The sequence below is a fragment of the Desulfoprunum benzoelyticum genome, assembly GCF_014201505.1.
GTDB lineage: Bacteria > Desulfobacterota > Desulfobulbia > Desulfobulbales > Desulfocapsaceae > Desulfoprunum > Desulfoprunum benzoelyticum.
In genome coordinates this window covers 42,395-56,550 of record NZ_JACHEO010000004.1, presented here as the reverse complement: position 1 = coordinate 56,550, position 14,156 = coordinate 42,395, and the positions used below count along the sequence as shown (strand labels likewise).

The following is a 14,156-nucleotide window of genomic DNA, read 5'->3' as shown; positions in this document are numbered from 1 at the left end:
GGAGACCGCCATGCTGGAAAAGATCATCGACTGGTCGCTGCGCAACACCTTCATGGTCATCCTGCTGACCCTGTTCCTGGTCATCGGCGGGATCTATGCGCTGAGGAACACCCCGGTCGATGCGGTCCCCGACCTCTCCGACGTCCAGGTGATCGTCTTCACCGAATACCCGGGCCAGGCCCCGCAGGTCGTCGAGGACCAGGTCACCTACCCGCTGACCACCCAGATGTTGGCGGTGCCGGGGGCCAAGGTCGTGCGCGGCTACTCCTTTTTCGGCAGCAGCTTCGTCTATATCATCTTCGAGGACGGCACCGACATGTACTGGGCCCGGTCCCGGGTCCTCGAGTACCTCAACTACGTCTCGGGCCGTCTGCCGCAGGGGGTGACGCCGGTCCTCGGCCCCGATGCCACCGGGGTCGGCTGGATCTATGAATACATCATCGAGAGCGATCGCCACAACCTCCAGGAGCTGCGCTCGATCCAGGACTGGTACCTGCGCTACGAACTGACCTCGGTGGAGGGGGTCAGTGAGGTCGCCAGCCTCGGCGGCTTCGTCAAGCAGTACCAGGTGGCGGTCGATCCCAACAAGCTGGTGGCCTACGACATCCCGCTCACCGAACTGATGACGGCGATCAAAAAGGCCAACCTCGACGTCGGCGGCGGCGCCATCGAAATGGGCGAGACCGAGTTCGTGGTCCGCAGCCACGGCTATATCCGTTCCCTTCAAGACCTGGGGAACATCGTGGTGACCAGCACCACGGAGGGGACGCCGGTGCTGGTCAAACACCTGGCCGAGGTCCGGCTCGGGCCGGAGATGCGGCGGGGGGTGGCCGAGTGGAACGGCGAGGGCGAGGCGGTCGGCGGCATCGTCGTCATGCGCTTCGGCGAAAACGCCCTCGCCACCATCGCGCGGGTCAAGGACAAGCTGGAAAGCCTGAAGGCCGGCCTGCCGCCAGGGGTGACGATCAGGACCGCCTATGACCGTTCCGGCCTGATACAGCGGGCCATCGCCACCCTGAAGGAGAAACTGCTCGAGGAGAGCATCGTCGTCGCCCTCGTCACCATGCTGTTTCTCTTCCACCTGCCGAGCGCCCTGGTGGCGATCATCACCCTGCCGGTGGCCATCCTGATGGCCTTCATGGTCATGTACGCCCAGGGGATCAACGCCAACATCATGAGCCTCGGCGGCATCGCCATCGCCATCGGGGCGATGATCGACGCCGCCATCATCATGATCGAGAACGCCCACAAGCACCTGGAGCGCGATCGCGGCAGAAAACCGCACTGGCAGATCATCCGTGATGCCGCCGTCGAGGTCGGGCCGACCCTGTTCTACTCCCTCTTGGTGATCACCGTCTCGTTCGTGCCGGTCTTCACCTTGACCGAACAGGCGGGGCGGCTGTTCAAGCCGCTGGCCTTCACCAAAACCTATGCGATGGGCGCCGCCGCCTTTCTCTCGATCACCCTGGTGCCGGTGCTGATGGGCTGGTTCATCCGCGGCCGGATCCGGCCGGAACACGCCAACCCCCTCAACCGCCTGCTGATCAGGATCTACCATCCACTGGTCGATCTGGTCCTGCGCTGGCGCAAGCTGACCCTGGCGGCGGCCGTGGCGGCGATGCTGTCGATGGCCTGGCCGCTGTCGCAGATGGGCTCGGAATTCATGCCGGCGCTCTACGAGGGTGACCTCCTCTACATGCCGACGACTCTGCCGGGGCTGTCGGTGACGAAGGCCAAGGAAATCCTGCAGCAGACCGACCGGATCATCCGCTCGTTCCCGGAGGTGGAGCATGTCTTCGGCAAGATCGGCCGGGCCGAGACCGCCACCGATCCGGCGCCGATGATGATGATCGAGACGACCATCACGTTGAGGCCCGAGAGCGAGTGGCGGACGGTGGCGGCGATGCGCTTTTATTCAAACTGGCCGGACGGTCTCGAGGTTGTCAAGAAACCGCTGCGCCGGTTGTGGCCGGAACAGCGGCCGATCACGGTCGAGCAGCTCACCGACGAGCTCAACCGCGCCATCCAGTTCCCGGGGCTGACCAACGCCTGGACCATGCCGATCAAGACCCGGATCGACATGCTGTCGACCGGGATCAAGACCCCGGTCGGGATCAAGGTCATGGGCGACGATCTGGCGACCCTGAGCCGGCTCGGCGAGGAGGTCGAGGCGGTGGTGCGGACGGTGCCGGGGACCCTCTCCGCCATCGCCGAGCGGGTGGTCGGCGGCCGCTATCTCGATATCGACATCGACCGGCTGCAGGCGGCCCGCTACGGCATCAACATCGGCGACATCCAGGAGATCATTCAGACCGCGGTCGGCGGGATGGCGATCACCGAGACCGTCGAGGGTCTCGAGCGCTATACCGTCAATCTCCGCTATGACCGCGATTTTCGCAGCGATATCGACTCGTTGCAACGGGTGCTGGTGCCCGGAGGGGGCGGGCGTCATATTCCCCTGGGGCAGCTGGCGACGGTATCGGTCAGCAACGATCCGGACAGCATCAAGACCGAGAACTCGCGGCGGACCGCCTGGGTCTACGTCGACATCGTCGACATCGATGTCGGCACCTACGTCAAAAACGCCCGTCAGGCAGTGGCGCAGCAGGTCAAACTGCCCCAGGGCTACAACATCGTCTGGAGCGGCCAGTACGAGTACATGGAGCAGGCCCGGGCCCGGCTGCTGGTCATCATCCCGCTGACGGTGCTGATCATCTTCGTCATCATCTTCACCAGCACCAAGAGCCTGGTCAAGACGGCGATCGTCTTTCTCGCCGTGCCGTTCTCGCTGGTCGGGGCCTTCTGGCTTCTCTACCTGCTCGACTACAACACCTCGATCGCCGTCTGGGTCGGGATCATCGCCCTGGCCGGCCTCGACGCCGAGACCGGCGTGGTGATGCTGCTCTACCTCGATCTGGCCCATAAGCAGTGGCGGGAGAAGGGGAGGATGCTGACTCACGGCGACCTGGCGCAGGCGATCCACCACGGAGCGGTCAAGCGCATCCGCCCCAAGATCATGACGATCGCCGTCATCATCGCCGGTCTGCTGCCGATCATGTGGAGCCACGGCACCGGCGCCGATGTCATGAAACGGATCGCCGCGCCGATGGTCGGCGGAGTCGTTACCTCGGGCATCATGGAGCTGCTGGTCTATCCGGTGATCTTCTTTATCTGGCGCAGCCGGCAGTTGCAGAAGGATTCGGCCCCGACCAGTTCCGGAGAGATCGAGGAACAATGAACACCAACGAACGATAAGGAGACGACAATGAAAACGAAGATTGCTGCAATCCTTGCAACCCTGCTGCTGGCCCTGCCTCTTGGGGCGCTTGCCGCCTCCCAAGAGCACGGCGGTCACGGGACGATGAAAGCGAAGCCGGCCACCCCGCCGGGCGACATGAAGATGGACGGCATGAACATGGGCGGCGAGATGACCATGCTGGGGGAGACGACCGTCGACGGGGTCAAGGCCATGGCCCATCTCAACGATGTCGGGGCGGCGATGGCCAGGATGGGGATGCAGGAAAACTACCATCTGATGGTCATGTTCAGCGACGGCGCCACCGGTGCCGCCATCGCCGAAGGGACGGCGGCGCTGAAGGTCACCGATCCGGCCGGCCGGGAGACCGGGCCGATGGAGATGATGGCGATGGCGGGCCAGTTCGGGGTCGACCTCGCCCTCACCGAAAAGGGGGGATACCGGTTTGTCGTCGGCACCAGACTGGCCGACGGCAAGACCCGCCAGTTCCAGTTTCAGTATACGGTGCAGTAGATCGCAGCCGGAAAAAGGGCGTAACCGCTGCGGTCGTCGAGGACCGGTGACGGCAGTCGTCGCCCGGCGTTCGGTCGTGGCGCCGATCACTCAGCGATCACCAGCCCTCCGGAGAAATCGGCCGGTTATCAACAGCAGGTCCACCACGCATTCCTGTTGACACAGGTGTGGAGAAATGGGTATTTTTCGCACCTCGTGCACCACCCATCAACCACGCATCCGGAGAAAAATATATGTGGAAAAATATTGTCGCCGCTCCCGCTGATTCGATTCTCGGTCTGACCGAGGCCTTCCGCAACGATCCGAACCCGCAGAAGGTCAATCTCGGCGTCGGAGTCTACAAGGACGATGCGGGCAAGACCCCGATTCTCGCCTGTGTCAAGGCGGCTGAGAAGCTCCTGCTGGAGCGGGAGACTACCAAGTCGTATCTGCCGATATCCGGCGACCCGGTCTATGCCGCCTGCGTTCAGAAACTGCTGTTCGGCGAGGACGGCGAGGTCGTGGCGAACAGACGGGCGGCCACCGTCCATGCCCCGGGCGGTACTGGAGCCTTGCGGGTCGGCGCCGATCTGCTGAAGAAGTTCATGCCGAAGGCCACGGTCTGGCTCAGCAGCCCGACCTGGGCCAACCACAAGGGGGTCTTCGCCACCGCCGGCTTCCCGTTAAGTGAGTATGCCTACTACGATCCGGCCACCAAAGATGTCGACTTCGCCGGTCTGACCAGGGATCTGCAGGCGATCCCGGCCGGTGACATCGTCCTGTTCCACACCTGCTGCCACAACCCGAGCGGGGTCGATCTCGACCAGGGCCAGTGGCGGGAGATCGTCGAGATCGCCCGGGAGCGAGGCTGGCTCCCGTTTCTTGATTTTGCCTATCAGGGCTTCGGCATCGGGGTGGAAGAGGACCGTTACGCTGTCGAGCAGTTTGCCGCCAGCGGCCTCGATTTCCTGGTCGCCAGCTCGTTTTCCAAGAACTTCGGCCTCTACAACGAGCGGACTGGGGCCCTGACCGTTGTCAGCCCCACCGCCGCGGAATCGACGGTGGCCATGAGCCACCTGAAGACGGTGGTGCGGGTGATCTACTCCAATCCGCCGGCCCACGGCGGCCTGGTCACCGCCACCATCCTCAGCGATCCGGACCTGCACCGGCAATGGCTCGGCGAACTGGCGGCGATGCGGGAGCGGATCGTGGCGATGCGCTCCGCCCTCGTCGACGGCCTCAATGCCCGCGGCGTCGCCGGCGATTTCTCCTATATCAAGCGGCAGCGGGGGATGTTCTCGTTCAGCGGCCTGTCCGACGCAACGGTGGCCTGGCTGCGCCAGCACAGGAACATCTACGTGGTCGGCGGCGGCCGCATCAACCTGGCCGGCCTGACCTCGAAAAATATCGATTACGTCTGCGACGCGATCGCCGAGGCGCTGCGGTCCTGAGTGTGTACCGGCGCGAGCCGGGACATCATTGCCAGCGGAGTCGGCTGTCGCCGTCTCCGCCTCCTCTCGATCGGCAGGCGCTGTCGTTCCCTGCCGGGTTTCCGACGACTGAGGAGGACCTTCCCCGATGCACCCCACCACCCCCCCTGAACGGCCGGCGCCCCCAGCCACCGGCAACGGCACCCGCTGGCTGTCCTTTGGCGGCAGCCTGGCGGTCACGATCCTGGTCTTTCTGTGGATCGGCCGGGATATCGAGGCGATCGATGTCGTCGATGCGATCACCGCCATCGCCCCGCCGGAGATCCTGCTGTTCTTCGTCAGTTCCCTGTTCATGAGCATCTGCCGGTCCTGGCGCCTGCTGCTGCTGCTCGAACCGGTCGGCTACCGCCCGGGCCGGCTGGCGATGCTGCTGACGGTCCTGGTCCGCAATCTCTTCGCCGATCTGCTGCCGGCCCGGCTTGGCGGCCTGATCTACCTCTGGCTGTGCCGGACCCGGTTGGGGGTGAGTCTGGACGCTGCATCGTCGAGCATGGCCATCGCCTTCGTCTTCGACATGATCGCGGTGGCGCCGCTGTTGATCGTTGTTGGTCTGGTGATCGCCGGTGAACTCGGCATCGCCGGGATCCTGATCTGGGCCTTCGGCCTGACCATTGCCGGCGGGGCGCTGGTCGCCCTGCTCCTCCTCGCCCCATTGGCGGATTACGCCGCCCGCCTGATCCCGCGGCTGCCGCTGCTGCCCGAGCGGGCCAAGAGCGGCCTGGCCGCCTTTGCCGCCTCGGTTGCCGAGGATGTCCGGGTCACCCGGCGGGCCGGGATCCTGCTGCCGGTGGTGGTTCTGTCGGTTCTCGTCCGCCTCGCCAAATACACCGCCATGTACTTTCTGCTGCTGGGAATTGTCATGCCGATGGGCTTCGGCCTGGCCGAGCTGCCGCCGCACAAGGGGCTGGTGGGCCTGATCGCCCCGGAAATCGCCGCGTCGCTGCCGATCAGCGGCATCGGCGGGTTCGGCGCCTACGAGGGGACCTGGGCGGTCGCCTTCCACTTCCTCGGCCTGCCGGAGGCGATGGCCAAGCTGACCGGCGTCGCCCACCACCTCTTCACCCAGGCCTACGGCGCCGGGATCGGTCTGACGGCGCTGCTGGTGCTCTTTCTCCCCTTTTTCCGGGCAGAGGAGCCGCGGCCGGCGACGGCGGTCTCCACCACCCGGCGCTGGCTGCAGCTGGCGGCAGCGGTGGCGGTGTGGCTGGGGATTTCGACGGCGGTGGTGCTGGTAGGTGATGTCCTGGTGGCCAACGGCAACGCGGCGCAGAAGGGAGACCTGGCCTTTACCGCGGAAGAGACCGAGGGGCGACGGCACCTGCCGAGTCTGCCGCCCGGTCGCCTGCTCTTCGACTCCAACCGCTCCGGCAGTTTCGGCATTTATACCCAGGATCTCGATGGCCGCAGGGTCAACAAGGTGGTCGATACTCCCGCCGAGGAGATGTACCCGGACATCGATCCGACCGGCCGCTGGGTGGTTTATGCCCGGGCCCGCAGCACCAACCTCAGGGCCCCGGCCGAGATCCGGATCTGCCGTCTCGACGGCTCGGACGACCGGCTGCTGCTTGCCAACGCCACCTTCCCCTCCTTCACCGCCGACGGCCGGGCGGTGATCGCCGAACGGGAGCGGCGCCAAATCATCCGGGTCGATATCGCCGGCGGCAAGGAGGAGGAGATCTTCCCCCGCGGCCAGGGTCCGTTTGCCCGGGCCCAGATTGCCAAACCCCGGATCTCCCCGGACGGCCAGTGGGTGGCCTTCACCAGCGACCGGCCGCGGCGCTGGACCGCCTGGGCGGTGCGGCTGCAGGATGGTCGGGCGGTGGAACTGGGCGAGGGCTGCCAACCGGCATGGTCGACCGATCCCGATGTGGTGTACCACGTCGCCACCGCGGGGATGCAGGAACGGACCGGCATTGTTCGGACGACGCTGCCGTCGGGACGGGCGAAAACGGTACTCGACCGCGATGCCCCTCGCGGCCACGAGTACTTCCCGGCGATCGCGGGCGGGCGCTACATCTTCTACGGTGCCAGCCGCCCCGGCGAGCACGACCACGACTCGGCCAACTACCAGCTCTATGTCCACGACCTCAAGGAGGGCTGGACCGCCCGCCTGACTCGCGACGGCTTCACCAACCGCTGGCCGCAGTTCGTGCCGGAACGTTGAAGCCAGTCGTCCCGCAATCGGAAGCGTATCGGTAGGAGAGGTAGATCTATCCTATCCGCAGAGCTCCTGCTCGGTACGGCTGATGATCTCCTCCTGGTGGTGGCGGTCGAGGTCGACGAAGTAGTCGCTGTAGCCGGCCACCCGCACCAGCAGGTTGCGGTAGTCGTCGGGGTGCTGCTGCGCCTGGCGCAGGGTGGCGCTGTCGACGACGTTGAACTGGATGTGGTGGCCGCCGAGCCGGAAATAGGTGCGGATCAGGGCCCCGAGGTTGTCGAGATCCTTCTCCGATGCCAGCACGCTCGGGAGGAAGCGCTGGTTGAGCAGGGTGCCGCCGGAGCGGATCTGGTCCATCTTCGAGAGCGACTTTATGACTGCGGTCGGGCCGTGGCGATCGGCGCCCTGCGACGGTGAGGTCCCGTCCGATTCCGGCAGGTTGGCGAGGCGGCCGTTGGGAGTGGCCCCGAGCATCCGCCCGAAGTAGACGTGGCAGGTCGTCGACAGCATGTTGAGGTGATATACACCGCCCTTGGTGTTGGGGCGGCCGTCGATGGCGGTGAAGAGGCTGGCGTAGACCCGCCGCATCAGGTCGTCGGCGCGGTCGTCGTCGTTGCCGAAGAAGGGGGTGCGGTTCCACAGCCGCAGGCGCAGGGCCTCGTGGTCCCGGAAATTGGCGGCCAGGGCGGCGAGGAGCTGGTCCATCGCCACCGTCCCGCTGTCGTAGACATGGGTCTTGAGCGCCGACAGCGAGTCGGTCACCGTGCCGATGCCGCAGCACTGGATGTAGGTGGTGTTGTAGCGCGGCCCGCCGTCGTAGTAGTCGCGGCCCTTGGCGATGCAGTCATGGATGACGGTCGACAGGAAGGGGGCCGGCGAGTACTTGGCGTACATCCGTTCGATGTAGTTGTTGACCCTGATCTTGAGATCGACGATGTGATCGAGCTGGCGGACGAAGGCGGCGTAGAGCGCGTCGAAGTCGGCGAAGGCGCGCGGATCGCCGGTGGCGATGCCGACCCTGGCGCCGGAGAGCGGGTCGACGCCGTCGTTCAGGGTCAGCTCGAGGATCTTCGGCACGTTGAGGTAGCCGGTGAGGATGTAGGCCTCCTTGCCGAAGGCGCCGGTCTCGATGCAGCCGCTGGTGCCGCCCTCGCGGGCGTCTTCGACCGTCTTGCCGACCCGGATCTGCTCCATGATCACGGCGTCGGTGTTGAATACCGAGGGATAGCCGTAGCCCCGGCGGATGACCCGGGCGGCGGCCTTGAGAAAGCGCTCCGGGGTCCTGCCGCTGATGTGGACGCTCGGCTGGGGCTGGAGCAGGTGCAACTCGTCGGCGACCTCGAGGGCGATATAGGAGACCTCGCCGACGCCGTCGCTGCCGTCGGTCTTCAGGCCGCCGAGGTTGATCTGGGTGAAGTCGTTGTAGGTCCCGCTCTCCCTGGCGGTGACCCCGACCTTGGGCGGGGCGGTGTGGTTGTTGACCTTGATCCACAGGCAGGAGAGCAGCTCCTTGGCCTTGTCGCGGTCGAGGCTGCCGTCGGCCAGGCCTTGGTCGTAGAAGGGCTGGAGATGCTGGTCGAGGTGGCCGGGGGTCATCGCATCCCAGCCGTTGAGCTCGGTGATGATGCCGAGGTGGACGAACCAGTACATCTGCAACGCCTCGTGAAAGGTCTGCGGCCTTTCCGCCGGGACCCGGCGGCAGACCGCGGCGATCGCCATGAGCTCGTCGCGGCGCTGCCGGTCGGTCTCGTCGGCGGCCACCTTTTCGGCCAGGTCGGCATGGCGACGGGCGAAGATCATCGCCGCCTCGCAGGCGATGTCCATCGCCTGCAGTTGTTCGGCCTGGTCGGCGGCGGTCGGGTCGGCGAGATAGTCGAGAGTTTCCAGCCGCCGGGCGATCCGCTCCCGGCAATCGCGCAGGCCGGTGCGGTAGATGGTGCCGTCGAGGGCGGTATGGCCGGGGGCCCGCTGCTCCATGAACTCGGTAAACAGCCCGGCCTCGTAAGCCGCCCGCCACTGTGCCGGCACCTGGCGGAAGATCCGGTCGCGCATCGACCGTCCCTGCCAGTAGGGGATGACGATCTCCTCGTACGTGCGGATGTCCTCCTCCGCCACCCGGTAGCTGGTCATCTCCCGGTCGTTCAAGATGTGCAGGTCCTCGGTCGAGTGACAGGTCAGCTCGGGGAAGGTCGGTACCGCCTTGGGGGCCGGCCCGCGTTCGCCGACGATCAGCTCGTCGTCGCCGATAAAGATGGTCTTGTGTTCGCACAGGTACTTGAAGCACAGGGCCCGCAGCACCGGCAGCGGGTGTTTGCCGCTGTGTTCCTGGTAGAAGCGGGTCTCCAGCACCGCCCGCTCGATGGAGATGGATGGTCTGGCCTCGAAACTGCGGCGGCGCAGCCGTTCGATCCTGCTGTTCATGTCAACCTCCGATACTGGCCTGAAATCCGGCATCCCTGATGATGCCGAGAAGTGTGGTTGTGTGGTTGCGGTCCGGCGCCGTCAGCGCCGCGCCGGGATAATTCATGCCCAGTTTGCGGTATTTGGCCCGACCGCTGTCGTGGTAGGGCAGCAGGTCGATGCCGGTGATGCCGGGCAGATCGTGAAGAAAGGCGAGGATCGCCCGGATATCATCCTCGCCGTCGTTGATCCCGGCGATCAGCGGGATGCGGACCCGCACCCGGTGATCGGCGCGGCAAAGGGCGGCGAGGTTGGCGAGGATCAGGGCGTTGTCGACGCCGGTGTAGCGCCGGTGCCTGGCGCTGTCCATCATTTTGAGATCGTAGAGGAAGAGGTCGGTTGCGGCGGCGATCTCGAGCACGGTGGCGGTGGGGGCGAAACCGGTGGTGTCGACCGTCCGGTGGATCTGCCGGCGGCCGCACTCCTGCAGCAGTTCCAGGAGGAAGTCGGGCTGCAGCAGCGGTTCACCGCCGGAAAACGTTACCCCGCCGCCGGAGGTGTCATGGAAAGGACGGTCCTTCTCGATCTCCATCATCACCGCCGCTACCGAGGTCCGCCGGCCGGTGGCCTCGTGGGCCAAGGCCGGGCAGATCTCGACGCAGCGGCCGCAGGCGGTGCAGCGGGCCGGATCGCGGTCGATACTGCCGGCAGGGCCGATTGCCAGGGCCTGCTGCGGGCAGGCGATGACGCACTCGCCGCAGGCAATGCACCGTTCTTTTAAGGCAACGATTTCGATCCCCGGTGATACACCTTCCGGGTTGTGGCACCAGAGGCAGGAGAGCGGGCAGCCCTTGAGAAAGACCGTCGTCCGAATCTGTGGCCCGTCATGGAGGGCGTACCTCTTGACGGCAAAAATGGTGGGAATATTGTGGTGCATCGGCTATTGTAACAACAATTCTTATTGCTGAACAATTGTTTATCGACAGTCAACGTTGAATTTGGAGGGGGTGGGCATTGGTGCTGAGAGGAACGCAGTGGAAAACGCCATTTCGCTCGATCGTGACCGACGAACGTCCTTCCTCCCGCAATCCGTATCCAGTATAACCTGAACAACTGCATCTCTGAATTGCAATTCCACAGTTTTCGATACGACTCAATCGCCTTCAGTAAGGAGAAATGACATGCACCTGCTCATCGTTCTGGGAAGTCCGCGCAAAAACGGCAACAGCGAGATCCTCGCCCAACACGTGGCCAAGGGGATGGAGGACGGCGGCGGCACGGTTGAATATATCCGCCTCGGCGGTCTCACGATCTCCCCCTGCCAGGGCTGCGGCGGCTGCGAGAAGACCGGCGAGTGCGTCATCAAGGACGACATGGGGGCGATCTATGAACGGGCTGATGCCGCCGATCGGATCCTCGTTGCCAGTCCGGTCTATTTCTATGCCCTGACCGCCCAGACCAAGGCGTTCATCGACCGGTTCCAGGCCCGCTGGTCGAGGCGCTACCTGCTCGACAACAGGTTCCGGATGGAGGAGGGGCGTAAGGGTTACCTGTTGTCGGTCGCCGCCACCAAGGGGGCGAAGGTCTTCGACTGCAGCCTGCTGACCATGCGATATTTCTATGAGGCCATGGATATGGCCTTTGCCGATTCCTTTCTGCTCAAGGGGGTCGATCAGCGCGGCGCGGTCCGTAATTTCCCGGAGGAACTGGTCAGAGCCGAGGCCTTCGGCCGGGACATCGCCATCGGCGCACATTGATCGAGGCGGCAGTCTGAACGTCCCCGACGCCGACCGCCTGGCCGATTTCAATGCGATCTTCAAGCAGATGTGGAGATGATGGGGAAGGAAGGGAAGATATCCGGCGTCTAGGTTCCCGGAACACCGGTGCCGATTTCGCGGCCGGTATTCCGGGACGTCATGCCACTGCCGGCGTGGCGATTACCAGCCGAGTGTCAGGTAGTTGTGGATCGAGTCGGCGGCCTGGCGTCCGGCTCCCATCGCCAGGATGACCGTGGCGGCGCCGGTGACGATGTCGCCGCCGGCCCAGACACCCTTCTTCGTTGTTTTGCCGGTGGCGGGATCGGTGACGACATAGCCCCATTTGTTCAGTTGCATGTCCGATGTCTCGCTGGTCAGGAGCGGATTGGCCCCGGAACCGACGGCGACGATGCAGAGGTCGCAGTCGACCTGGAACTCCGAACCCTTGATCGGCACCGGTCGCCGCCGGCCGGAGGCATCCGGTTCACCCAGTTCCATGCGCAGGCACTCCATCCCGGTGAGTCTGCCCTTTTCATTGCCGAGGTAGCGCGTGGGGTTGGTGAGCAGGCACATCTCGATCCCTTCCTCTTCGGCATGGTGGATTTCAGCCTTTCTGGCCGGCATCTCATCGCGGGAGCGGCGATAGACGATCTTCACCGTCTCAGCCCCGAGCCGCATCGCCGTTCGCGCCGAATCCATGGCCACGTTGCCGGCCCCGAGGACCACGACGTTTTTGCCGTGCGGGATCGGGGTGTCGACATCGGGGAACTGGTAGGCCTTCATCAGGTTGGCGCGGGTCAGGTACTCGTTGGCCGAGAGGATGCCGACGAGGTTCTCGCCGGGCAGGTTCATGAATTTCGGCAGACCGGCGCCGACGCCGACGTAGATCGCCTCATAGCCTTCGGCGAACAGCTCGTCGAGGGATACGGTCCGACCGACGACGGCATTGCACTCGACCTTGACTCCCAGCCGCTCCAGGAAGTTGACCTCCTGGGCCACGATCGCCTTGGGCAGGCGGAATTCAGGGATGCCGTAGACCAGGACGCCGCCGGGTTTGTGGAAGGCTTCGTAGATCGTGACGTCATGGCCTTTGACGATCAGGTCGCCGGCCACGGTCAGACCCGAGGGGCCGGATCCGACCACCGCCACTTTTTTGCCGGTGGAAGGCTGTTTGGGCGGCAGTTCGCCGGTGCCGTGCTCGCGCTCATAATCGGCGCAGAAGCGTTCGAGGTTGCCGATGGCGACGGGCTGCCCCTTCTTGCCGACGATACACTGCCCTTCGCACTGGATTTCCTGCGGGCAGACCCGGCCGCAGACGGCGGGCAGGGCGTTCATCTTCCAGAGATGGCGGATAGCGCCGCTCATATCGCCCTGGACGATGAGATCGATAAAGCCGGGGATGTCGACTCCGACCGGACAGCCGGTGACGCAGCCCGGTTTTTTGCACTGCAGGCACCTGGCCGCCTCTTCCTGGGCCATCTTCATGGTATAGCCGGTCGGAACCTCGAGAAAATTACGGGCTCTGACCTTCGGTTCCTGTTCGGGCATCGGTACCCGGGGGTTTTTCTGGGTTTTTCCTGCAATATCCGCCATTTTATCCTCCATGGATAGACTCGCCTCGGCGAGAATTCTAGTCGTGGTATGCGTTGTTGATCATGACCTTGCGGGCAAACAGGTCCTATTTGGCGTCGCGAATCGTGCAATAATGCTGGTGGCTATCCCGCTCATCTTCCTGATAGGCCTGAAGGCGCATCATCAGCTCGTCGAAATCGACCTGGTGTCCGTCGAATTCCGGGCCATCGACGCAGGCGAATTTGGTCTCGCCGCCAATGGTCACCCGGCAGCCGCCGCACATTCCGGTGCCGTCGACCATGATCGGGTTGAGGCTGACCATCGTCGGGACGTTGTAGTCCTTCGTGATCTTGCTCACCGCCTTCATCATCGGCACCGGGCCGATCGCCACCACCAGTTTGACGTCGCCGGCGTCGAGCACTTCCTGCATGACCTGGGTGACGAAGCCGTGATGGCCGTAGGTGCCGTCATCGGTGCAGACCCGCAGGTCGTGGGACGCCTTCTTCATTTCATCCTCGAGGATCAGCAGGTCCTTGGTTCGGGCCCCGATGATGCAGGTGACATCGTTGCCGATCTCCTTGAGTCCGCGGGTGATCGGATGGAGCACGGCGACGCCGGTACCGCCGCCGACGCAGATGACCTTGCCGACCTTTTCCAGATGGGTCGCCTTGCCCAGGGGGCCGATGACGTCCTGGTAGCTGTCGCCGACCTGCAGATCGCGGAAGAGGGCGGTCGATTTGCCGACCACCATGTAAATGATGGTGATCGTACCCTTCTCCGGATCGGAGTCGGCCATCGTCAGGGGAATCCGTTCCCCGTTCTCGTTGGCCTTCAGGATGACGAACTGTCCCGGACGAGCTTTTTTGGCGATAAGCGGGGCCTCAATTTCGTTGAGTATTACTGTTCCACCGGTCATCTCCTGGCGTCTCACGATTTTGAACATTTTTTCCTCCGTGAAAGAGTACATGGTATGTGTCGCGTGTATCGACTGCTTCGAATCCAGTTTTCAATTCCGCAGGTAAGCATATGTT

9 protein-coding genes are annotated in these 14,156 nt (G+C 64.4%); 5 read left to right on the top strand and 4 right to left on the bottom strand.

What is annotated here, in order from left to right:
• Positions 1-10: 10 nt before the first annotated feature.
• The 4 genes from HNQ81_RS05550 to HNQ81_RS05535 all read left to right on the top strand — a co-directional run bounded on the left by HNQ81_RS05550 (position 11) and on the right by HNQ81_RS05535 (position 7,402).
• Complete coding sequence (locus HNQ81_RS05550) at positions 11-3,238, top strand: efflux RND transporter permease subunit (protein ID WP_183349164.1); 3,228 nt, start codon at positions 11-13, stop codon at positions 3,236-3,238.
• Positions 3,239-3,265: 27 nt separating this feature from the next.
• The gene (locus HNQ81_RS05545) at positions 3,266-3,769 is read left to right on the top strand and encodes a hypothetical protein (protein WP_183349162.1); all 504 of its coding nucleotides are present in this window, start codon (positions 3,266-3,268) and stop codon (positions 3,767-3,769) included.
• A gap of 233 nt (positions 3,770-4,002) precedes the next feature.
• Positions 4,003-5,199, top strand: a complete 1,197-nt coding sequence (locus HNQ81_RS05540; protein ID WP_183349160.1) for an amino acid aminotransferase — start codon at positions 4,003-4,005, stop codon at positions 5,197-5,199.
• Between the two features lie 127 nt (positions 5,200-5,326).
• Positions 5,327-7,402 (top strand): lysylphosphatidylglycerol synthase domain-containing protein, encoded by a 2,076-nt coding sequence (locus HNQ81_RS05535; RefSeq protein WP_183349158.1) that lies wholly within the window; start codon positions 5,327-5,329, stop codon positions 7,400-7,402.
• A 51-nt stretch (positions 7,403-7,453) separates the two neighbouring features.
• Here the strand turns inward: HNQ81_RS05535 and hypD are convergent, their stop codons facing one another.
• Both hypD and HNQ81_RS05525 read right to left on the bottom strand, forming a co-directional pair.
• Complete coding sequence (hypD, locus tag HNQ81_RS05530; protein WP_183349156.1) at positions 7,454-9,817, bottom strand: trans-4-hydroxy-L-proline dehydratase; 2,364 nt, start codon at positions 9,815-9,817, stop codon at positions 7,454-7,456.
• A 1-nt stretch (position 9,818) separates the two neighbouring features.
• Entirely contained in the window at positions 9,819-10,733 is a 915-nt protein-coding gene (locus HNQ81_RS05525) for a glycyl-radical enzyme activating protein (RefSeq protein WP_183349154.1), read from the bottom strand.
• Positions 10,734-10,977: 244 nt separating this feature from the next.
• Between HNQ81_RS05525 and HNQ81_RS05520 the strand changes: the two genes are divergently transcribed.
• The gene (locus HNQ81_RS05520; protein ID WP_183349152.1) at positions 10,978-11,553 is read left to right on the top strand and encodes a flavodoxin family protein; all 576 of its coding nucleotides are present in this window, start codon (positions 10,978-10,980) and stop codon (positions 11,551-11,553) included.
• A gap of 180 nt (positions 11,554-11,733) precedes the next feature.
• Here HNQ81_RS05520 and gltA read toward each other — a convergent pair whose 3' ends face one another.
• Positions 11,734-13,146 carry an NADPH-dependent glutamate synthase gene (gltA, locus tag HNQ81_RS05515; protein WP_183349150.1) on the bottom strand — a complete coding sequence of 471 codons (1,413 nt, stop codon included), beginning with the start codon at positions 13,144-13,146 and terminating at the stop codon, positions 11,734-11,736.
• 85 nt (positions 13,147-13,231) lie between these two features.
• Positions 13,232-14,068: a sulfide/dihydroorotate dehydrogenase-like FAD/NAD-binding protein gene (locus HNQ81_RS05510; protein ID WP_183349148.1), complete on the bottom strand. Its 837-nt coding sequence runs from the start codon at positions 14,066-14,068 to the stop codon at positions 13,232-13,234.
• Positions 14,069-14,156 lie beyond the last annotated feature (88 nt).